This window comes from Serratia sp. JKS000199 (genome assembly GCF_900215455.1).
In the GTDB taxonomy this organism is placed as follows: Bacteria; Pseudomonadota; Gammaproteobacteria; order Enterobacterales; family Enterobacteriaceae; genus Serratia; species Serratia ureilytica.
Genome location: NZ_LT907843.1, coordinates 979471 through 998658 on the forward strand (window position 1 = coordinate 979471; position 19188 = coordinate 998658).

General features: G+C 60.7%; 20 protein-coding genes. 13 read left to right on the forward strand and 7 right to left on the reverse strand.

Annotated features, from left to right (window positions below; genetic code table 11):
- Positions 1–88: 88 nt before the first annotated feature.
- Positions 89–1189 carry a PQQ-dependent sugar dehydrogenase gene (locus tag CPH57_RS04750; RefSeq protein ID WP_047024971.1) on the forward strand — a complete coding sequence of 367 codons (1101 nt, stop codon included), beginning with the start codon at positions 89–91 and terminating at the stop codon, positions 1187–1189.
- 13 nt (positions 1190–1202) lie between these two features.
- On the opposite strand, the gene CPH57_RS04755 is transcribed toward CPH57_RS04750, so the two are convergent.
- Both CPH57_RS04755 and CPH57_RS04760 read right to left on the reverse strand, forming a co-directional pair.
- On the reverse strand, positions 1203–1823 hold the full coding sequence (locus tag CPH57_RS04755) for a glutathione S-transferase family protein (RefSeq protein ID WP_033642496.1): 621 nt from the start codon (positions 1821–1823) through the stop codon (positions 1203–1205).
- A 91-nt stretch (positions 1824–1914) separates the two neighbouring features.
- Positions 1915–2571, reverse strand: a complete 657-nt coding sequence (locus CPH57_RS04760) for an HAD family phosphatase (protein ID WP_033642497.1) — start codon at positions 2569–2571, stop codon at positions 1915–1917.
- A gap of 107 nt (positions 2572–2678) precedes the next feature.
- Here CPH57_RS04760 and CPH57_RS24265 point away from each other — a divergent pair, with 107 nt between their 5' ends.
- Entirely contained in the window at positions 2679–2915 is a 237-nt protein-coding gene (locus CPH57_RS24265) for a hypothetical protein (protein ID WP_071845076.1), read from the forward strand.
- Positions 2860–3882 (forward strand): isopenicillin N synthase family oxygenase, encoded by a 1023-nt coding sequence (locus CPH57_RS04765; protein WP_033644235.1) that lies wholly within the window; start codon positions 2860–2862, stop codon positions 3880–3882. Before CPH57_RS24265 ends, CPH57_RS04765 begins: the two co-directional genes overlap by 56 nt.
- A gap of 59 nt (positions 3883–3941) precedes the next feature.
- On the opposite strand, the gene CPH57_RS04770 is transcribed toward CPH57_RS04765, so the two are convergent.
- Positions 3942–5087 (reverse strand): PLP-dependent aspartate aminotransferase family protein, encoded by a 1146-nt coding sequence (locus tag CPH57_RS04770; RefSeq protein WP_033642498.1) that lies wholly within the window; start codon positions 5085–5087, stop codon positions 3942–3944.
- Positions 5088–5099: 12 nt separating this feature from the next.
- On the reverse strand, positions 5100–6467 hold the full coding sequence (locus tag CPH57_RS04775; RefSeq protein ID WP_033642499.1) for a cystathionine beta-synthase: 1368 nt from the start codon (positions 6465–6467) through the stop codon (positions 5100–5102).
- 467 nt (positions 6468–6934) lie between these two features.
- Here CPH57_RS04775 and CPH57_RS04780 point away from each other — a divergent pair, with 467 nt between their 5' ends.
- A complete protein-coding gene (locus CPH57_RS04780; RefSeq protein WP_172428002.1) occupies positions 6935–8140 on the forward strand; it encodes a serine hydrolase in 1206 nt (401 codons plus the stop codon).
- A 97-nt stretch (positions 8141–8237) separates the two neighbouring features.
- Here CPH57_RS04780 and CPH57_RS04785 read toward each other — a convergent pair whose 3' ends face one another.
- The 3 genes from CPH57_RS04785 to CPH57_RS04795 all read right to left on the reverse strand — a co-directional run bounded on the left by CPH57_RS04785 (position 8238) and on the right by CPH57_RS04795 (position 10132).
- Positions 8238–8729: a fimbrial protein gene (locus CPH57_RS04785; RefSeq protein ID WP_033650769.1), complete on the reverse strand. Its 492-nt coding sequence runs from the start codon at positions 8727–8729 to the stop codon at positions 8238–8240.
- A 19-nt stretch (positions 8730–8748) separates the two neighbouring features.
- Positions 8749–9567: a fimbrial protein gene (locus CPH57_RS04790; RefSeq protein ID WP_033633691.1), complete on the reverse strand. Its 819-nt coding sequence runs from the start codon at positions 9565–9567 to the stop codon at positions 8749–8751.
- A 232-nt stretch (positions 9568–9799) separates the two neighbouring features.
- Positions 9800–10132 carry a hypothetical protein gene (locus CPH57_RS04795; RefSeq protein ID WP_046686743.1) on the reverse strand — a complete coding sequence of 111 codons (333 nt, stop codon included), beginning with the start codon at positions 10130–10132 and terminating at the stop codon, positions 9800–9802.
- 663 nt (positions 10133–10795) lie between these two features.
- Here CPH57_RS04795 and CPH57_RS04800 point away from each other — a divergent pair.
- The 9 genes from CPH57_RS04800 (at position 10796) to CPH57_RS04840 (ending at position 19170) form a co-directional block, all read left to right on the forward strand.
- On the forward strand, positions 10796–11317 hold the full coding sequence (locus CPH57_RS04800) for a fimbrial protein (protein WP_025302212.1): 522 nt from the start codon (positions 10796–10798) through the stop codon (positions 11315–11317).
- A gap of 78 nt (positions 11318–11395) precedes the next feature.
- Positions 11396–11932 (forward strand): fimbrial protein, encoded by a 537-nt coding sequence (locus tag CPH57_RS04805; protein ID WP_033642500.1) that lies wholly within the window; start codon positions 11396–11398, stop codon positions 11930–11932.
- Between the two features lie 47 nt (positions 11933–11979).
- Complete coding sequence (locus tag CPH57_RS04810; RefSeq protein WP_096242095.1) at positions 11980–14514, forward strand: outer membrane usher protein; 2535 nt, start codon at positions 11980–11982, stop codon at positions 14512–14514.
- A 79-nt stretch (positions 14515–14593) separates the two neighbouring features.
- The gene (locus CPH57_RS04815) at positions 14594–15358 is read left to right on the forward strand and encodes a fimbria/pilus periplasmic chaperone (protein ID WP_096242096.1); all 765 of its coding nucleotides are present in this window, start codon (positions 14594–14596) and stop codon (positions 15356–15358) included.
- A 74-nt stretch (positions 15359–15432) separates the two neighbouring features.
- Positions 15433–16071, forward strand: a complete 639-nt coding sequence (locus tag CPH57_RS04820) for a fimbrial protein (protein ID WP_046897038.1) — start codon at positions 15433–15435, stop codon at positions 16069–16071.
- A 50-nt stretch (positions 16072–16121) separates the two neighbouring features.
- The gene (locus CPH57_RS04825; protein ID WP_033642504.1) at positions 16122–16676 is read left to right on the forward strand and encodes a fimbrial protein; all 555 of its coding nucleotides are present in this window, start codon (positions 16122–16124) and stop codon (positions 16674–16676) included.
- Positions 16677–16700: 24 nt separating this feature from the next.
- A complete protein-coding gene (locus CPH57_RS04830) occupies positions 16701–17123 on the forward strand; it encodes a hypothetical protein (protein ID WP_046686746.1) in 423 nt (140 codons plus the stop codon).
- A complete protein-coding gene (locus tag CPH57_RS04835) occupies positions 17120–18508 on the forward strand; it encodes an FKBP-type peptidyl-prolyl cis-trans isomerase N-terminal domain-containing protein (protein WP_096242097.1) in 1389 nt (462 codons plus the stop codon). Before CPH57_RS04830 ends, CPH57_RS04835 begins: the two co-directional genes overlap by 4 nt.
- Complete coding sequence (locus tag CPH57_RS04840) at positions 18505–19170, forward strand: helix-turn-helix transcriptional regulator (RefSeq protein WP_060659724.1); 666 nt, start codon at positions 18505–18507, stop codon at positions 19168–19170. The genes CPH57_RS04835 and CPH57_RS04840 overlap by 4 nt, the downstream gene beginning before the upstream one ends.
- The last annotated feature ends 18 nt before the right edge of the window (positions 19171–19188 follow it).

A 19188-nucleotide genomic window follows, 5' to 3' on the forward strand; every position in this document is an offset into this window, starting at 1 on the left:
AAAGGCAACCCGTTGAAATGTAATGCAAACGACCGCGGCCGCTGAGTGGGCTACACTAAACGGGTCATTTTATCTTCAGGAGGACGCCATGTCCCGATTGACTCTGCTGGCCGGTTTGCTGCTGTGCAGCGGCCTGGCGCACGCCGCGCCGACGGTCAGCCAATTGCAGGACGGCCTGGAACACCCTTGGTCGCTGGCCTTCTTGCCGGCGGAACAAGGCCTGCTTATCACCGAACGGCCCGGCCGGCTGCGGCTGTGGCAGCAGGATAAAGGACTGTCGCCGCCGATCGCCGGTGTGCCGCAGGTCTACGCCGAAGGGCAGGGCGGCCTGCTGGAGGTGCTGCCGGCGCCCGATTTCGCCGCCAGCCGCCGGGTGTATCTCAGCTTCGCCGAACCGGGCGAGGGCGGCAAAGCCGGCACGGCGGTCGGCTATGGCCGCCTGAGCGACGATGGCGCGCGGCTGGAAAACTTTAAGGTGATCTTCCGTCAGCAGCCCAAGCTGTCGGTCGGCAATCACTTCGGCGGCAAATTGGCGTTTGATCGGCAAGGCTACCTGTTTATCACGCTGGGCGAAAACAATCAGCGGCCGACGGCGCAAGAGACCGACAAACTGCAGGGCAAACTGGTGCGGCTGACCGCCGAGGGCGCCGTGCCGCCGGACAACCCCTGGGTCGGCCAGGCAGGTAAACGCCCGGAGGTTTGGTCTTACGGCCATCGCAATCCGCAAGGGCTGGCGTTGAACCCGTGGAGTGGCGCAATCTGGGAGCATGAGCACGGCCCGCGCGGCGGCGATGAGCTCAACATCCCGCTGCCGGGTAAAAACTACGGCTGGCCGCTGGCCACCTACGGCATCAACTATTCCGGCCAGCCGATCCCCGAGGCGAAAGGGGAGCGGGTGCCCGGCACCGAACAACCGCTCCACTATTGGCGGGTTTCGCCCGGCCTCAGCGGCATGGCGTTCTATGATGGGCAGCGCTTCCCCGCCTGGCGGCACTCGCTGTTCATCGGCGCACTGGCGCAAAAGGCACTGATTCGCCTGACGCTGAAGGGGGACAAGGTGGTGGCGGAAGAGCGGCTGCTGGGCGATCGCGGCGAACGCATCCGCGAGGTGCGCAGCGGGCCGGATGGTTACCTGTATCTGCTGACGGACGAACGGGACGGCAAGCTGCTGAAGGTCGGGGCGTCGTAACGCCCCGCACGCGTCAGGTGAGTGCGCTCATCACGCCGCGCTGGTAGGCCGGGCGTGCGCGCAGTTGCTGATACCAGCGCTCCATGTTCGGCCGCGGGCGGCGGGCGATCGGCATTTCGAACCAGGCGTAGGCGAAGCTGCCGAGCGGGATATCGCCGAAACCGAACGCGCCGCCGGAGAGGTAAGGCTGGTGCGCCAGCGTCTGTTCGATGACGTCGAAGTGTTTTTCCAGCGTGGCGATCGCCGTTTCGATTTTCGCCATGTCGCGCAGCTCCGGCGCGGTGCGTATCAGGCCCCAAAAGACGATGGTGAAGGCCGGGACAATCGTCGAGGTGGTCCAGTCCATCCATTTCTCGGCGGCGGCGCGCGCCTGCAGATCTTGCGGATAGAACGTCGCGTCGCCGAATTTCGCCGCCAGGTAGCGCACGATGGTGTTGGACTCCCACAGCACGAAGTCATCGTCCTGCAGCAGCGGCACCAGGCCGTTCGGGTTCAACGCGCGGTAACTCTCTTCGTTGACTTTGCCGAACGCCCCGCCGGCGTTGATGTGGGTGTAGTTGAGCCCCAATTCGGCGGCGCACCACAGCACCTTCCTGACGTTGTTCGAATTCTCACGACCCCAAATGGTCAGCATGGGATAACTCCGTTAGCGGATAATAAGGACCCTCTATACCTACGCCACAACGCGCTTTTTGTCACACCGCAGGGCACTTTTTGTCTGCCGCTCAGCGTTCCCAGCGGCACACTTCCCAGCCGCGCTCCGCCGCCAGCGCGCTCAGTTCGCTGTCGGGGTTGATCACCGTGGCGCTGTCGACGAATTGCAGCATCGCCTTGTCATTGAGAGAGTCGCTGTAGCCGTGGCTGTGCTCGAACTTCAGGTGCGGGTGCTGCGCCAGCCAGTGCTGCAGGCGGATCACCTTGCCCTGTTGATAGGTCATGGTGCCGTAGGTGTTGCCGGTGAAGCGGCCATCGCTGATTTCCACGCCGATCGCCAGCGCATCGTCGGCGCCGAGCTGTTCGGCGATCGGCGCCACCAGATGCTCGCCGGTGGCGGAGATCACCAGGATGCAGTCGCCGCGTTCGCGGTGCCACTGCAGGCGTTCACGGGCGGCGGGATAGACGCGCGGCAGGATGTCGCGGCGGATGTAACGCTGCACCCAGCCGGCCACGGTTTGCACGCTCAGGCCGGCCAACGGCGCCAGCGTGGCCTGCATGTAGTCCTCCATCGACAGCTTGCCCTGATAGTAGAGCTGCATCAGCTGCTGCTCCTGCAGTTCCAGCTCCGCCGGCGCGAACCCCTGGCCGACCAGCCAGCGGATCCACAGGCTGGCACTGTCATCGTCAATCAGGGTTTCATCCAGGTCGAATAAGGCTAAATCCATCAGTATTTCTCCGGCAGGCAGGGTATGAGGTCGTTTACAGGATAGCGGATAGCGCACATCGCCAGCCAGCGGCGTCGGCGAAATTGCGCAGAGCATAAGAAACATTGATGACGGTTTTGCGACAGTTTGTTGAACGTTTGCATAACTTAGAACGCAACAATATTGGCCGCTCCGGCGAGCGCGGTGATAACTATGAAGCAAATGCAGCTACCCGCTGGGGAGTGACAATGTTGATTATTCGCCTGTATGGCAGCCCGATCGTGATCGGGGAAGAAGAGGAACCGCATGATGACGCATCTGACGACGCAGAAGACGCTGCCGCTGCTGGATCTTTCGCAGCTTGACGGTGATGCGCGCCAACGGCGCGCCTTTCTCGACGATCTGCGCGCGGCGGCCCGCGACGTCGGTTTTTTCTATCTGCGCGGCCACGGCGTGGACGGCGCGCTGAATGCGCGGCTGCAGCACGCCGCGCGGCAATTCTTCGCCCTGCCGGAAGCCGACAAGCTGGCGGTGCAGATGGTGCATTCGCCGCACTTTCGCGGTTACAACCGGGCGGCGGCGGAACTCACGCGCGGGCAGCCTGACTGGCGCGAGCAGTTCGATATCGGCGCCGAACGCCCGGCGCTGACGCTGTCTGATGACACGCCGCGCTGGGCACGCCTGCAGGGGCCAAACCAGTGGCCGGCGGCGCTGCCGACGCTGAAACCGCTGCTGCTGCAGTGGCAACAGGCCATGACCGCCATGTCGCTGCGGCTGCTGCGCGCTTTCGCTTTGGCGCTGTCGCTGCCGGAGCAGGCGTTCGATCGTTTGTACGGCGAGAAGCCCAACGAGCACATCAAACTGATCCGCTACCCGGGGCGGGACGCCACCGGCAGCGCACAGGGCGTCGGCGCGCACAAGGACTCCGGGTTTCTCAGCTTTTTGCTGCAGGACGCGCAAAAAGGGCTGCAGGTAGAGGTGAGCGAAGGGCAATGGATAGACGCGCAGCCGCGTGAAGACACCTTCGTGGTGAACATCGGCGAGCTGCTGGAGCTGGCGACCAACGGCTACCTGCGCGCCACGGTGCACCGGGTGGAAACGCCGCCGGCGGGGCGCGACAGGTTGTCGATCGCTTTCTTCCTCGGCGCGCGGCTGGACGCGGTGGTGCCGCTGTATCAACTGCCGCCGCAGCTGGCGGCGCAGGCGCGCGGCCCGGCCAGCGATCCGCTCAACCCGCTGTTTCGCGACGTGGGCGACAATTACCTGAAAGGGCGCATCCGCTCTCACCCCGATGTGGCGCACCGTTTTTATCAGGACGTCATCGGCGTCTGAACGCCGGGCGTAAAAAAGCCCGGCGCGTCGGCCGGGCTGATGGTGCGCTGATGCGGTGATTATTCCGCCAGCGCCTGCTGCAGATCGGCGATCAGATCTTCCACATCCTCGATCCCTACCGACAGGCGCACCAGCTGCGGCGTGATGCCGGTTTCCAGGCGCTGTTCCAGCGGAATGGAGGCGTGCGTCATGCTGAATGGCTGGCTGATCAGGCTTTCCACGCCGCCCAGGCTTTCCGCCAGGGTGAACAGGCGCGAACGCTGGATGACCCGGCGCGCATAGGCGTCGTCGCCTTTCAGCCGTACCGAGATCATGCCGCCGAAGCGCGTCATCTGGCGCGCCGCCAGCTCATGCTGCGGATGGCTCGGCAGGCCGGGGTAATAGACGTTTTCCACCTGCGGCTGGCTCTCCAGCCACTGGGCGATGCGCAGCGCGCTGTCGCTGTGGCGCTGCATGCGCAGTGCCAGAGTGCGAATGCCGCGCAGCGTCAGGAAGCTGCTGAACGGATCGAGAATGCCGCCGACCGCGTTTTGCAGGAAACCGAGCTGTTCCGCCAGCGCCGGGTTATTCCCCACCGCCGCGACGCCCGCCACCACATCGGAGTGGCCGTTAAGGTATTTGGTGGCGGAGTGCACCACCACGTCAAAGCCCAGATCCAGCGGACGTTGCAGATACGGCGAGGCGAAGGTGTTGTCCGCCACGCTGATGAGCTGATGCTTTTTGGCGATCGCGGCGATGGCGCTCAGATCCGCCAGCTTGAGCAGCGGGTTGGTCGGCGTTTCGACCCAGATCATTTTGGTATCCGGCTCGATCGCCTGTTCCAGCCCGGCGAGATCCGCCGGCGACACGTAAGTCACGCGCAGGCCGGCGGTGCGGCTGCGCACTTTTTCCAGCAGGCGATAGGTGCCGCCGTACAGGTCGTCTACCGCGATCAGGTGGCTGTCTTTATCGAGCAGCTCCAGCACCGTGGAGCAGGCCGCCAGACCGGAGGCGAAGGCGTAGCCGCGGCTGCCGCCTTCCAGTTCGGCGATGGCGCTTTCCAGCGCGGTGCGCGTCGGGTTGGCGCTGCGGGAGTATTCGTAGCCGGTATGTTCGCCCGGTGCCGGTTGGGCGTAGGTGGAGGTGGCGTAAATCGCCGGCATCACTGCGCCGGTCGCGTCCGGGGTGTAACCGGCGTGAACGGTCAACGTATCAAACTTGGCCATAATGGGTCCTTATTAACGTAATTTTTGGCGCCAGGCGTTAAGCACGTCTGTGCGGGTAATCAGGCCGAGGAAGCGCTCGCCGTCGAGCACCACCGCGACGTGGCCATGGTTGAAGGTGGCCTGTAATTCCTCGTAGCCGGCTTCCTTTTGCAGCGTCTGGACCTGCTTGGTCATCGCGCTGCCGGCCGGCAGGCTGAAGTGGGCGGCGTCGGCCTGGACGGCGTTCAGCAGATCCCACTCATCGATCAATCCGACCACCCGATCGCCTTCCAGCACCGGTAGCTGCGAGATGTCGTACAGCCGCATGCGGGCGTGCACGATCGCCAGCGTGTCGTCCGGCGCGGCGGAAACGGCGGCGCCTTCGTCGTGGCGATAAGCGATCAGATCGCGGAGATCGCCGTGCTGCGGTTTGCTCAGCAGGCCCTGCTCCAGCATCCAGTGGTCGTTATACATTTTAGACAGGTATTTGTTGCCGCTGTCGCAAACGAAGGTCACGACCCGCTTGGGTTCGGTTTGCGCGCGGCAGTAACGCAGAGCGGCGGCCAGCAGGGTGCCGGTGGAGGAGCCCGCCAGCACGCCTTCCTTGCGCAGCAGATCGCGCGCGGTGGTGAAGGCTTCTTCATCGCCGATGCGGTAAGCGTGGCGCACCTGGTCAAAGTCGCTGAGCGGCGGGACGAAGTCTTCGCCGATGCCTTCCACCAGCCAACTGCCCGCTTCGCCGATTTGGCCGTGGTCGAGATAGTCCGCCAGGATAGAGCCGGCAGGGTCGGCCAGCACGAATTCCGTCTGCGGCGAAACCTCGGAGAAATAGCGGCTCAACCCGCCCAGCGTGCCGCCGGAACCGACGCCGACCACGATGGCGTCCACGTCATGATCCATCTGCCGCCACAGTTCGGGCGCGGTGGTGGTGGTATGGGCCGCCGGGTTGGCCGGGTTGTTGAACTGATCGATATAAAAGGCGCCGGGGATCTCCCCGGCCAGGCGTTTAGCGTAATCCTGATAATAAGCCGGGTGCCCCTTGCCGACGTCCGAACGGGTCAGCAACACCTCTACCCCCAGCGCGCGCAGGTGGAAGATCTTTTCGCGGCTCATCTTGTCCGGCACCACCAGCAGCAGCTTATAGCCTTTCAGCGCCGCCACCAGCGCCAACCCCAGGCCGGTATTGCCGGCGGTGGCTTCGATGATGGTGCCGCCCGGCTGCAGTTTGCCGTCGCGCTCGGCCTGCTCGATCATCGACAGCGCCACGCGGTCTTTGATCGAACCGCCGGGGTTTTGGTTCTCCAGCTTGACGAACAGCCGGCACGGGCCGGTATCAAACTGGGTCAGTTCCAACATCGGGGTATTGCCAATCATCTCGATGACGGAATGGGGGATCGCCATGACTCATCTCCAGGATTATTCGGTATAAAAGTCGTTGTGCGGATGATAGCGCTGAGGATAAGCGCTTTAAAAAGAACAAATAACGGTTCTATATGCCATTATGGAATATATTAATCTTTTTTAGACGTATGGAAGCGCAGATGTTTAGCGGTGCAGATGCTTGGCCGTTTAGCCGTGGATGGGGGCGAAAGTGCGCGTCTCGATGCTTTTTTGAACGATAAATGCGTGCCTGCGTACAGTTATGTAAAAATGCTGAAAATTCACGCTAAACCCTGCAAAAATAAGATAAATCACATAAACTCACAGCAAGGGCATTTTCGGTGTGTTGTGTTACCCGCTACGGGCGCCGCAGGGGGTTGCGGCCGGCACGCGCGCACCGGGCCACTCTCGCTGGTTGGCTTAAAACGTGAACATGTTTGAAAGTTAACGCTATTTCAATGGTTTTGAATGGACACTCTGGCGACGTCATGATGAAAAAAAACTTATCCACTTCCCTGAAAAAACTGACCTTCAGCGTAGGCATCCTGTTGCTGGCCACCCCGGCCGTACACGCGGCCGAGCCGCCGGCGCCGCCGCAGGTAGACGCCAAGGCCTTCATTCTGATGGATTACAACAGCGGCAAAGTGCTGACCGAAGGCAATGCCGATACGCGTCTCGATCCCGCCAGCCTGACCAAGATCATGTCCAGCTACGTGATCGGCCAGGCGATCAAGGCCGGCAAGATCAAGCCGGAAGACATGGTCACCGTCGGCAAAGACGCCTGGGCGCCCGGTAACCCGGCGCTGCGCGGCTCTTCGCTGATGTTCATCAAGCCGGGCGATCAGGTGCCGGTGCTGGAACTGAATAAGGGCATCGTGATCCAGTCCGGCAACGACGCCAGCATCGCGCTGGCGGACTACGTGGCGGGCAGCCAGGATTCGTTCGTCGGCCTGATGAACAACTACGCCAAATCCCTGGGCCTGCAGAATACCCACTTCCTGACGGTGCACGGCCTGGATGCGGAAGGGCAGTACAGCACCGCGCGCGACATGGCGCTGTTGAGTCAGGCGCTGATCCGCGACGTGCCGGACGAATACGCGCTGCATAAAGAGAAAGAGTTCACCTTCAACAAGATCCGCCAGATTAACCGCAACCGTCTGCTGTGGAGCAGCAACCTGAACGTCGACGGTATCAAGACCGGTTACACCAGCGGCGCCGGCCACAACCTGGTGGCGTCCGCTACCGACGGACCGATGCGTCTGATCTCGGTGGTTTTAGGCGCGCCGAGCGATCGCGTGCGCTTTAGCGAAAGCGAAAAGCTGCTGACCTGGGGCTTCCGCTTCTATGAAACCGCGACGCCGATCAAGGCCGATAAACCGTTCGTCACCCAGAAAGTGTGGTTCGGCGACGTCAGCGAAGTGCCGCTTGGCGTGGCGAAAGACGCCTCGGTCACCATTCCGAAAGGGCAGATGAAAAACCTGAAGGCCAGCTACAAGCTGACCCAACCGACGCTGGAAGCGCCGCTGGCGAAAAACCAGGTGGTCGGCACCATCGATTTCCAGCTGGACGGCAAAACCATCGAACAGCACCCGCTGGTGGTGATGCAAGAGGTGAAAGAGGGCAACTTCTTCAGCCGCATCTGGGATATGGTGATGATGAAGCTGAGCCAGTGGTTCGGCGGGATCTTCGGCTGAATAGCCTGATGTAAGGAGCGCCCCGGGCGCACCATCCTCGACCAAGCCGCAACGGAGACGTTGCGGCTTTTTTTCGCGAGTTTCTGCGGCGCGGTGATTAAAAGTAGTCCACCAGCATGGTGGCGCCGCTGGTGAAATCGCCTTCCGCCAGGGTGACGGCGCTGTTTTTTACCGGCACCGCATCAAGCGTCGGCGGATTGGCGTAGTCGATGTCCAGCGGCGTATTGATGGCGAAGGCCTTACCGTTGGCCAACAGCTTGATGCCCAATCCAGTGACGCTGCTGGTTAACACGCTGCCGTCGAAGGCCGCCGCGCCGCCCATGATCTTCATTTTCAGCTGGCGGCTGTTATCCAGAAACTCGCATTTGATGCTGTAATCGATGCGTTGCATATAGCGGCTGCCGTCGATGCGTTTGATGCCGACCTTGCCGAAGTCGATATCGATGGTGCGCCCGTCGTTGATCACGCAAGGCGGAGGCGCCACCACGGTGGCGGTGATGTTGACTTTGGTGCCCTGATCGGCGGCCTGAGCGGCCGAGCTAATCAACTCCAGCGCCAACAGCAGGGCGCAGCCCGTTTTTATCGTCATGTTCATTCTGGCTCCCGTCTCAAGGTGCGCTGAAGATCAGCGTGGCCGAGCCCGACAGCGGACCGGTGGCGATGCTGGTGTAAGGGACATTGTTCTTCACCGGCACAAAGGTGACGGTGTCGTTGCCCAGACCGTTGACGATGCGCGTTCTGAAGGCATTGTTGGGCTTTACCACCGCGCCGTTGTGCACCATGGCCACGCCGACGTTAGGGTTGGTGGTCTTGATAAAATCGCTGGAGAAGCCGCTGGCGTCGCTGACCATCCGGATCAGAATATCCTGCGTCGCACTCTGATCGTCGCACTGGTAGCTGAGCGCTTTGTCCTGTTTGATCTGGGCGTCGTTGGCGCTCTGGGTCAGGAAGTCCTGGCGGATCTGACCAAAATCGACATTAATTTGCTGGCCGTTGTTGATGGTGCAACTGGTGGTGACGAAATAGGCGTCGTTGTCTGCGATCAGGCGCCAGCGATAAACGCCGCACTGTGGGCAGCCCGGTTGATCGTTGGTCTGAATAAAGTTGATTTGGCCGATGACATCACCCTTATTCACCTTGATGTCCGGCGTTGGGAAACGGTTCAACACGATATAGACCCGGATGGCGACAGACTGGGTCTGCAAGCCGGTGAGGCTGAGTACGCTGATGCCGGCAGGCACCGGGGAGTTATAGTCGCTGCCGTTGATGGTCGTGCCGCTGCCGATCGAGCCAAAAATCGCGCCGTTCATCGACAGCGCCGGGCTATCGGTTTTGAGATAGTCGTACCAGCTCGCGACGTCGTTTTTACAGGTGACCTGGCTGACGTTGACGATTTCGTTTTTGCCATAAGAAAGCTGCGGTCCGATGCGAACCCGGACGTCAACCGGCGTGGCCGATCCCCCTGGGGGAATAAGTCCGCCATCGGACGTGCGGCAAGTAAATGCGTTGGCGTTGCCAAACAGCAGGAAGAAAGAGAGTGCCAGGCAGCAACGTAAAAATAGCAGGGCTGTTTTTCTCACGATAATATCCCGATATATATAAATGGTGTGCGGCGTTACTCCGCAATGAAATATTGCCAATCAGGCCGGCTGGCCATATTTATTCCGTTAAAGGAGAGTGAGATGCATCTTTGTTGGGTATGCCGTTGTTATCGCCACCGCCTAACAACGCGGTGGGATACCACCTCAACGAGTTGTTGATGGAGCCGTCCGTCACAATCACTTCTTGTCGGGCGACAAGATCCAATAACAGCCGTCGAGCCCGGTAAACACCGACGTTGACGGCATTGGCCAGTTGCCGTGTCGAGAGCCACTGCTGCTGTGGCGGCGGCCCGGCGACGGGACATTGACGGGGCGATTGCGCGAATAATGTTTGCAGCAGATCGTGCTGCAATTGCCGTATTTCCTTTTGTTTCGGAGATAACGCTTCCATAGCACTTCCTCTGTATTCCGATTGCCGTATTCCTAAGAAAAAACAAACATTCGCCGTCTACCAACAACGAGGTAAAACGCGAACAAAGAAAATTCCTATCTATTTATCAGGATTGAAAAAAAAGGCGTTGCCCGCCCCGTTTTCACCTATGTTCAGGCAGGGGGGCGTCACGCAGAAACCTAAAATTTTGGTTTATTATATTCACAAAGTGCCACTTTGCGATCTGATTACTTGTGAATCTCTCAAAAACAGGATATTGCTCTATAAAAGTATTTTTTACGATCTATGAGCCTAAAAATAACAGTAAATTAACTTTAATTAGGAAATAAATTGCGAATGTTCGCCTTGATCAAAAAAAGCCTTTTTTTGCTGAGAGGCATTTGCCAGAATATTCATCGCCGGACAAGAAGGGCGGATTAGAAAGTATTGGCCCCTGCTCGTTGTGATTTCGTTTATTTTTATAGGACGAATTCATTAATGGGTGGGCCGCTGCAGACTTACCGTTATCGACTTTTTATTGTCGGTGCCTTTGGGTTTTGGCAGTTAACCAACTAGCAAGATGCTAAAGAATCAGGGCTGCGCACATATAAGCGCGAGCAGGTTTCCTGTTGCTCTTTTTCTTGATTGGAATATGCATTTTTTCTTATAAGGAATATAGGTTCTATGAAACTTAACAAAATCATGATGGCTGCAGTGATTGCATTTGGCGCAAGTTCTTTTGCACAGGCAGCCGATCAGGGACACGGTAAGGTCACCTTCACGGGCTCTATTATTGATGCGCCATGCTCTATTGCGCCTGAGTCGATCGATCAGACCGTTGATCTGGGCCAGGTGTCCAACGTGGCGTTGAAAAACGGCGGCAAATCCAACCCGCGTCCGTTTGAAATCAAGCTGGAGCAGTGCGACATCACCACCCTGAAAACCGTTAAAACAACCTTCAGCGGCGTAGCATCGTCTACCGATAAGGATCTGCTGGGCATCGCGGGCACCGCCAGCGGCGCCGGCGTAGCCATCTCTTACAATGGTCAGCCGATCAAACTGGGTGAAGCGACTACCGCGCAGACTCTGAACACCGGCAACAACACCCTGCATTTCGCCGCCTACCTGCAGGGCGAAGGCGCTTCCGCCGCCATCGTTCCGGGCGACTTCACCGCCGTAGCCGATTTCACCCTGGCTTATCAGTAAGTGAGTCCGAAGGCTTAATCAACCAGGCATGGGGTTCGCCGCATGCCTGGTGAATCTCCCTGTCAAAGGAATGTCGCGATGTTTTTACCAAGGAATCGAGCGGGTGCCGTTCTTTTGGCGTCGTTGGCGTTTGCGCCCGGCTATGCAACTTCCGCCGCGCAGGGGTGGGGCAAGGTCAGTATGCACGGCGCCATTATCGACACCGCCTGCGCCATTGCCGCCGGCAGCCGCGATCAGACGATCGATATGGACACTCTTCCTCTCGGGCAGATCATTCGTGACGGCCAGGGGATGACCAAACCTTTCAGTATTGAATTGGTCAACTGCATTTTGGAACGGCCGGAAAACAAACCTGATTGGAAATTCTTTCAGGTCACGTTTGATGGTTATGCGGAAGGCGCTCTGTTTGGCGTACAGGGCGAGGCGCGCGGCGTCGCATTGAAGATAAAAGACAGCAACGGCACGCCGGTTATTCCAGGGAAACCCTTACCGATGGAAGGAATAATACCGGGAAATAGAGTGCTGAATTATTCCATGACGTTGATGCCGAATCATCAGCCGTTGAAGGCGGGAGCGTATTTTTCCACAGTGCGTTTTAAGCTGGATTATTTTTGATTTTTTCTCGTACTGACGGTTAATTCGTTATTGAAAGGACTTTTATTATGCTTTCACCGGCAGGGAAGTTATTTCGTCTTCAAGCTTTGGGGCTCTGTGTTGCCCTTTCTCTGGGAAATCCGATCGCGTTGGTCTATGCCGCCGACGTTATTCAATTCAATACTGACGTATTAGACATCAACGATCGTAAAAATATCGATCTGAGCCAATTTACGCGCAGCGGCTACATCATGCCGGGCGTTTATACCATGGTGGTGCACGTCAATAAGAACGACCTGCCGGAACAGCCGGTGACGTTTTTGGCGCCTGAGAACGAGCCTAAAGGCAGTGAAGCCTGTCTTTCACCGGCATTGGTCAACCAACTGGGGCTGAAAGAAAAGCTGTTAAGCACGCTGAACTGGACACACGGCGGCCGCTGCCTTGACGCCTCCAGTCTGGCGGGGATGGAAGCGCGCGGCGATCTCGCCAGTTCCGCGCTGTATCTCAACATCCCACAGGCCTATCTGGAGTACAGCTCGGAAAACTGGGATCCGCCTTCGCGCTGGGATGACGGTATTCCCGGGCTGCTGTTTGACTATAACGTCAACGCCCAAACGCAAAAGCACCAGAAAGGCGGCAGCAGCTACAGCCTGAGCGGCAACGGCACCGGCGGCGCCAACCTGGGCGCCTGGCGCCTGCGCGCCGACTGGCAGGCCAACCTCAACCACCAGACCGGATCTTCTCAGCCGACTGACAAACAGTTCGACTGGAGCCGCTATTACGCCTATCGGGCGATCCCGGCGCTGCGTTCGCGGCTGACGATCGGGGAGGATTACCTGAACTCCGACATTTTCGACAGCCTGCGCTTTACCGGCGTCAGTCTGCGATCCGACGACAGCATGTTGCCGCCCAACCTGCGCGGCTATGCGCCGGAAGTGACCGGCGTGGCGAAAACCAACGCCAAGGTGGTGGTCAGCCAGCAAGGGCGCGTGCTGTATGAAACGCAAGTGGCGGCGGGGCCGTTCCGCATTCAGGACATCAACGACGCCGTTTCCGGCGAGCTGGACGTGCGCGTCGAAGAGCAGGACGGCAGTGTGCAGGAGTTCAAGATGAACACCGCCAACATTCCTTACCTGACGCGCCCGGGCACGGTGCGTTACAAGCTGGCGACGGGCAAACCGTCGGAGTGGGGGCATCACCTGCGCGGGCCGATGTTCGGCACCGGCGAGTTCTCCTGGGGCATCAGCAACGGCTGGTCGCTGTACGGCGGTGGCATCGCCGGCGGCGATTACAACGCGCTGTCGCTGGGGATCGGGCGCGATCTGATGGCGCTGGGGGCGCTGTCGTTCGACGCCACGCAGTCGCGCGCGCGTTTGCCGCAGGAGGGCACGCTTACCGGCGGTTCGTATCGGTTGAGCTATTCGAAGAACTTCGATGAATACGACAGCCAGGTCACCTTCGCCGGTTACCGCTTCTCCCAGGAGGACTTCATGAGCATGGGGGACTACCTCGATGCGCGTTACGAAGGGGGACGCAGCGGCAAGAGCAAGGAGATGTACACCATCACCTTCAACAAACAGTTCCGCGATCTGGGGCTCAGCACCTATCTCAACTACAGCCACCAAACCTATTGGGATCGGGCGCCGAACGATCGTTACAACCTGATGGTATCGCGCTACTTCGATATCGGCGATTTCAAGAACGTCAGCGTATCGCTGTCGGCCTATCGCAACCGTTACAACGAGCGCAACGACGACGGGATGTACCTGTCGCTGTCGCTGCCCTGGGGCAGCGCCGGGACGCTCAGTTACAACATGACGCTCGATCGTGAAGAGAACGCTCATCGGGTCGGTTACTACAACCGGGTCGATGAACACAACAACTATCAGATCAGCGCGGGCGCCGCGCGCAGTGGGGCGACCGCCAGCGGGTATTACAGCCATCAGGGCGATATGGCGCAGATCAACGCCAACGCCAGCTACCAGGCCGGTCGCTACAGCGCCGTCGGCATCGGCGCGCAGGGCGGCCTGACGATGGCGGCGGAAGGGGCGGTGCTGCATCGGGTCAATACGCCGGGCGGCACGCGCTTGCTGCTCGATACCGAAGGCGTCGCCGGCGTGCCGGTGCGTGGCTACGGCAGTACGGTGCTGACCAACCGTTATGGCAAGGCGGTGGTGGCGGATGTGAACAGCTACTACCGCAACAAGGCCAGCATCGATCTCAACAGCCTGGGCGACAACGTCGAGGCGACGCGTTCCGTGGTGCAGGCCACGTTGACCGAGGGCGCCATCGGCTACCGCAAGTTCGAGGTGATTGCCGGCGAGAAGGCGATGGCGATCGTCAAGCTGGCGGACGGCAGTGAGCCGCCGTTTGGCGCCACGGTGCTGAATGCCCGCAAACAGGAGACCGGCATCATCAATGACGGCGGCAGCGTTTACCTGTCCGGCCTCAACCCCGGCGAGCGCATGAGCGTGCACTGGAACGGCGCGGCGCAGTGTGAAATCCAGCTGCCGGCGCCGTTGCCGGCCGAAATGCTGATGAACACGTTGCTGCTGCCTTGCCGTCCTCTCACCGGTAACAAGCCGGCGGAGAACGCCAACTGATACCCCCGGCGGAGCGTGCTTCGCCGCTAAACCGCCGGGGCGGAATCGCCCGCCTTCGGCTGACTGGAACCGTGAAGACATGATGAATCTGACTATGACCAGAAAGACCGTTTCCCTTTTGAGCTCGCTCGCCGCCGCGTTGACGATCGGCGCGATCGGCCTGCCCGCCCATGCGGCTATCGCGCTGGATCGCACGCGCGTGATTTTCGACGGCGACCAGAAAACGGTCAGCCTCAACATCAGCAATCAGAATAAGCAATTGCCCTATCTGGCCCAGGGGTGGATTGAAGACGATCGCGGCAACAAGATCCAAAGCCCTTTCACCGTGCTGCCGCCGGTGCAGCGGGTGGAGCCGGGCAAACCGAGCCAGGTGAAGATCCAGTCGCTGCTGGCGGCGCGTCAGCTGCCGCAGGACAGGGAGACGCTGTATTACTTCAACCTGCGCGAGATCCCGCCGCGCAGCAATAAGCCGAACACGCTGCAGATAGCGTTGCAGACGCGCATCAAAATGTTTTATCGCCCGGCGGCGCTCGCCCCGAAAAAGAACGCCGCACCGTGGCAGGAGCAGCTGACGCTGACCCGGCAGGGTGACAAGTACGTGGTGAACAATCCGACCCCGTATTACGTGACGATCGTTGAGGCGAGCGCCGGCAAGGGCGGGAAAGGGGCCGCCGGCTTTGAACCGTTGATGGTGGCGCCGAAGGCCAGCGCCCCGCTGAACGTCTCAGCCGCGAGCCTCGGCAGCGGCCCGTCGCTGGCGTACATCAACGATTACGGTGGTCGGCCGCAGTTGAACTTCCGCTGCGCCGGCAATGCCTGCCAGGTCGTGCCGGTCGCCAAATGACGAGCCGCGCGCAAGCAGGTAAGACCAAGTCATGAACACAGCGGAGTGAACGAATCATGCAACGAAAGAACCCCATGCTGTTGGGAAAGGCCTATGAACGTCATCAGCGACGCACTATTGGCCTGACGGTGTTGGCCGCGCTGATGGTGCCGCTGACGGCGGGCACGATGTTGATGCTGATGCCGCCGGCCCGCGCGGTGGATAACTGGGACGTTGAGGGGGCGAACGGCACGCTCCACGTCTACGGCGCGTTAACGGAAAGCGCCTGCAGCCTGGAAATGACCACCGCCCGCCAGGAGGTATGGCTGGGCGAGACGGGAACGGCGCACTTCCAGCGCCCGGGCGATCGCGGCACGCCGGTCGCCTTCGAGCTGACGCTGAAAGACTGCCTGCGGGCGCCGGCGAGCAACCGCGACGCCTGGACCGGGGTTCTGGCCTGGAGCGGTAGCCAGCCTGCGGTGTCCGTCGCGTTTTCCGCGCCGACGGATGACGACGCGCCGGGTCTGGTCAGGGTCGCCGGCGTCACCGGTTTGGGGTTGCAGTTGGCGGATGCCCGCGGTCTGCCGGTCCGCCTCGGCGCGCGCAACAAACCGGTATTGCTGACGCCGGGACAAAACACCCTGACGTATACGGTGACGCCGGTGCGCACTCCGGCGACGCTGAGCGCCGGCGCTTACCGCGCGGCGATCGATTTCCGTCTTTATTACGACTAATACGCCGCTTGCGCCTGGCAGGCGCAAGCATAACCAAAGGGAGTGGCGTCATGCGCGCGACAGAGACGAACCGGCGCCGAAGCGCGCTGCTGGGAGCCGGCATGGTGATGCTGGCCGGCATGATGGCGCAGCCGGCGGCTGCGGCGGAAAACATGCGCTTTCACGGTACGCTGGTGGCCGAGCCGTGTGTCATACAACCGGGGGATGAGGACATCCAACTGGATTTCGGCACCATCGTCGACAAATACCTGTACCTGAACACCCGCACCCACAGCCAAACCTTCGCGTTGCACCTGACCGAGTGCGATCTCAGCCTGGGCAATACGGTGGCCATTACGTTTACCGGTACTGAGAACGCCAAACTGCCCGGCCTGTTGGCGTTGGATGGCGGCAGCCTGGCGTCGGGGATCGGCATCGGGCTGGAGGACAGCAGCGGCAAGGCGCTGCCGCTCAATCGCGCCAGCGATAAATTCCGTCTGAACGCCGGCAACACCACACTCACGCTGCAAGCCTATGTGCAGGGAGAGCCGGAAGCCATCCAGACGAAGTCCATCGGCCGCGGCACCTTCAGCGCGGTGGCCACCTTCACGTTGGAATACGAATAAGCGCCTACAAGGACAAGAAACGCAATGATGAGAAAGCACGTCAATCACGCCCTGCGCATGGGGATGCTGTGCCTGTTGGCGTTGAGCGCCGCCGCTTGCCAAAGCCAAAAGCCGGGCAAGCCTGCCGTGAACACCCAAAATCAGGCTGCGCAACCTCCGTCAGAAGAGGTGTTGCGCAAGCAACGTGAGGCCGAGCAACTGCGGCAGTGTCAGGAGCAACTGGGCGCGTTGCGCACGATCAACGAGAAACAGTATCAGCGCTACAAACAGGCGTTCGACAGCCTGATGAGCGGCGCTTCCCAGTACGCCAACCTGCGCGCCCGGGTAAACGGTGACACGCAGGAGACGGTGGATGCGCTGTATCGCTACAAGGTCAACTATCTGTGTGCCGGGGTGAATCAGGCGGTGTTGACCGGGCTGGCGGATCGCGGGGAGCAGGTTAAATGAGGCTGCGTCTGCTGGGCTGTGTCGCTTTGCTGTTCGCCGGCGTCGCGCAAGCGGACGACGGCGTGCCGGCGCTGCTGCAGTTTGCCGAGCAGTATCAACGGCAGAATATCGGTCCGGCGACCGAAAAAACGGCGCCGGACGACCGTGAGTCAGGGAAAAAAAAGCGTGAGCCGGCGAAGCGCCTGTCGGACAACAGCCAATCCACCTCACCGGCCAAAACGTTTACGCTGAGCCAGGAGTTATTGGCGCGCGATCAACAGCTGGCGCGCCAGCGAATGGCGCTGACGGCGCTGCGCCAGGAGCTCGCCGCGCTGCGGGCGGAGAAAGCGGCGCCACCCGTCGCGGCGTTGCCGGACTCGTCAACGCTTCAACAGTGGATCGCCGGGCTGGGCGCCGCCTGGCGCGGTTCGCCCGACGTGCAGCGCGCCGAGGCGCTGTTGCGTCAGGCGACGCAGGAAACCGCCAAAAGCAGAGCGACGGCGGCGCAGGCCGAACGGCGCGTCACCGAACTTGAGTCTGCCGCGCAGGCATCGGCACAAACGCTTGCACAACGCCAACGCGAGCACCAGGAGGCGTTGCGCGCTCTGCGCGCCGCGTTGGAAGAAAGCGAGCAGAAGCGGGCCGGTGAGCAGAAGGCGACTCAGCAGGCGCGCGAAGACCTGCTGGCGTTGCGTAAGCGGCTGCAATGGGAGATGACGCCGGAGCAGTTGAAGGATGAACGCAAGCGTTTGTCCTATGCGGCGGGCAGTGCGCTGGGGCGGGATATTCAGGGGTTGATGACGGAGCGTCAAAGCTGGGGCGTGCCGGTGGATCGCGACAGCCTGTTGGCGGGCGTTATCGACAGCGTGTCGGGACGTTTGCAGCTGTCGCCGCAGGAACTGAATACGTTGACGGCGCAGGCGGATGCCGCCGCCGTGGCCGCGCGTGAGAAACGCGTTAACCAGCAGCGGCGGCGCGATGACGATTACCTGACGCAGTTCAGTCAACAAAAGGGCGTAAAGCAGTCGGCGATGGGCTTCTGGTATCGGGTGGATTATGCCGGGGAGGGGGCGCTGGCGCCAACGGCGGTGGTCGATGTTGTGGTGAAAGAGAAGCTGACCGACGGCACGGTGATCCAGGATATGGATCTGAGCGGCAAGGTGCTGTCGCAACCGCTGTCCGAATACCCGCCGCTGTTCCGGGAGGCGATAAGTCATCTGCACAACCACGGCTCGTTGACGATGGTCGTGCCGCCGGCGCTGGCCTACGGTGAAACCGGCTACCCGCCGAAGGTGCCGCCCAACGCCACCATGGTTTATGAATTGCGCATCGACAACAGCCAGGCGCCGGCAAAGGGCGTCCAGGCGGTTAAACGGGAAGCCGACACGGCGGGAGGGCAGGGATGAACACGATGATAAAAATCGCGTTATTTGATGAGAATCGATACTTCAGCGCCGGTTGGCAAGAGGCTCTGGCGCTGCACTTCAGCACTTACGGCAAGCGCACGCTGTTAGTGGATGCGCGGCAGGCTCATGAAGCCGATCTGGTGTTCTGCTATTTTCCTCCCGGCGTGCAAAGCTGTTTTTGTCACCTCTCTGAGGCGCAGCCCGTGGGGCGTAAAACGCTGTATTTCTCGTTGCGAACGCCGGAGGGACGGCATAAACGCACCGTCGGTAACCGCTGCTCGCTGGAGGCCGGCGTCATCTACCACGATATGCCGTTGGTTTCGGCGCTGTATCAGGTGAGCGCCGAGCTGGAGCGGCGCAGCAAATGGCCGGGCAGACTGAACTGTGGCAGGAACTGCGCATGCCAACACCGGGGCTTGACGTTGCGCGAACAAGAGATCATGCGCTGCATGACGCGGGAGATGGGAGTCACGCAAATCGCTCGGATGCTGGATATTAGCGTGAAGACGGTCAGCAATCACAAGATGAGCGTCATGCGCAAAATGGGATTCCGGCGTAATGCCGAACTTTACGGCTGGCTGCGGCACAGCGCTCGTCCCGGGGCTGTGGGGCTTCGCGCGGGCATTCAGCCCGGCGTTGCGGCAGGAAAGGATCGCTATTGAAACGACGCCGGCCAAGTC

Coding starts and splice junctions, on each gene's coding strand:
- CPH57_RS04750 (WP_047024971.1), top strand. CDS start 89: ATGTCCCGATTGACTCTGCTGGCCGGTTTGCTGCTGTGCAGCGGCCTG.
- CPH57_RS04755 (WP_033642496.1), bottom strand. CDS start 1,823: ATGCTGACCATTTGGGGTCGTGAGAATTCGAACAACGTCAGGAAGGTG.
- CPH57_RS04760 (WP_033642497.1), bottom strand. CDS start 2,571: ATGGATTTAGCCTTATTCGACCTGGATGAAACCCTGATTGACGATGAC.
- CPH57_RS24265 (WP_071845076.1), top strand. CDS start 2,679: ATGACGGTTTTGCGACAGTTTGTTGAACGTTTGCATAACTTAGAACGC.
- CPH57_RS04765 (WP_033644235.1), top strand. CDS start 2,860: ATGACGCATCTGACGACGCAGAAGACGCTGCCGCTGCTGGATCTTTCG.
- CPH57_RS04770 (WP_033642498.1), bottom strand. CDS start 5,087: ATGGCCAAGTTTGATACGTTGACCGTTCACGCCGGTTACACCCCGGAC.
- CPH57_RS04775 (WP_033642499.1), bottom strand. CDS start 6,467: ATGGCGATCCCCCATTCCGTCATCGAGATGATTGGCAATACCCCGATG.
- CPH57_RS04780 (WP_172428002.1), top strand. CDS start 6,935: ATGATGAAAAAAAACTTATCCACTTCCCTGAAAAAACTGACCTTCAGC.
- CPH57_RS04785 (WP_033650769.1), bottom strand. CDS start 8,729: ATGACGATAAAAACGGGCTGCGCCCTGCTGTTGGCGCTGGAGTTGATT.
- CPH57_RS04795 (WP_046686743.1), bottom strand. CDS start 10,132: ATGGAAGCGTTATCTCCGAAACAAAAGGAAATACGGCAATTGCAGCAC.
- CPH57_RS04800 (WP_025302212.1), top strand. CDS start 10,796: ATGAAACTTAACAAAATCATGATGGCTGCAGTGATTGCATTTGGCGCA.
- CPH57_RS04805 (WP_033642500.1), top strand. CDS start 11,396: ATGTTTTTACCAAGGAATCGAGCGGGTGCCGTTCTTTTGGCGTCGTTG.
- CPH57_RS04810 (WP_096242095.1), top strand. CDS start 11,980: ATGCTTTCACCGGCAGGGAAGTTATTTCGTCTTCAAGCTTTGGGGCTC.
- CPH57_RS04815 (WP_096242096.1), top strand. CDS start 14,594: ATGATGAATCTGACTATGACCAGAAAGACCGTTTCCCTTTTGAGCTCG.
- CPH57_RS04820 (WP_046897038.1), top strand. CDS start 15,433: ATGCTGTTGGGAAAGGCCTATGAACGTCATCAGCGACGCACTATTGGC.
- CPH57_RS04825 (WP_033642504.1), top strand. CDS start 16,122: ATGCGCGCGACAGAGACGAACCGGCGCCGAAGCGCGCTGCTGGGAGCC.
- CPH57_RS04830 (WP_046686746.1), top strand. CDS start 16,701: ATGATGAGAAAGCACGTCAATCACGCCCTGCGCATGGGGATGCTGTGC.
- CPH57_RS04835 (WP_096242097.1), top strand. CDS start 17,120: ATGAGGCTGCGTCTGCTGGGCTGTGTCGCTTTGCTGTTCGCCGGCGTC.
- CPH57_RS04840 (WP_060659724.1), top strand. CDS start 18,505: ATGAACACGATGATAAAAATCGCGTTATTTGATGAGAATCGATACTTC.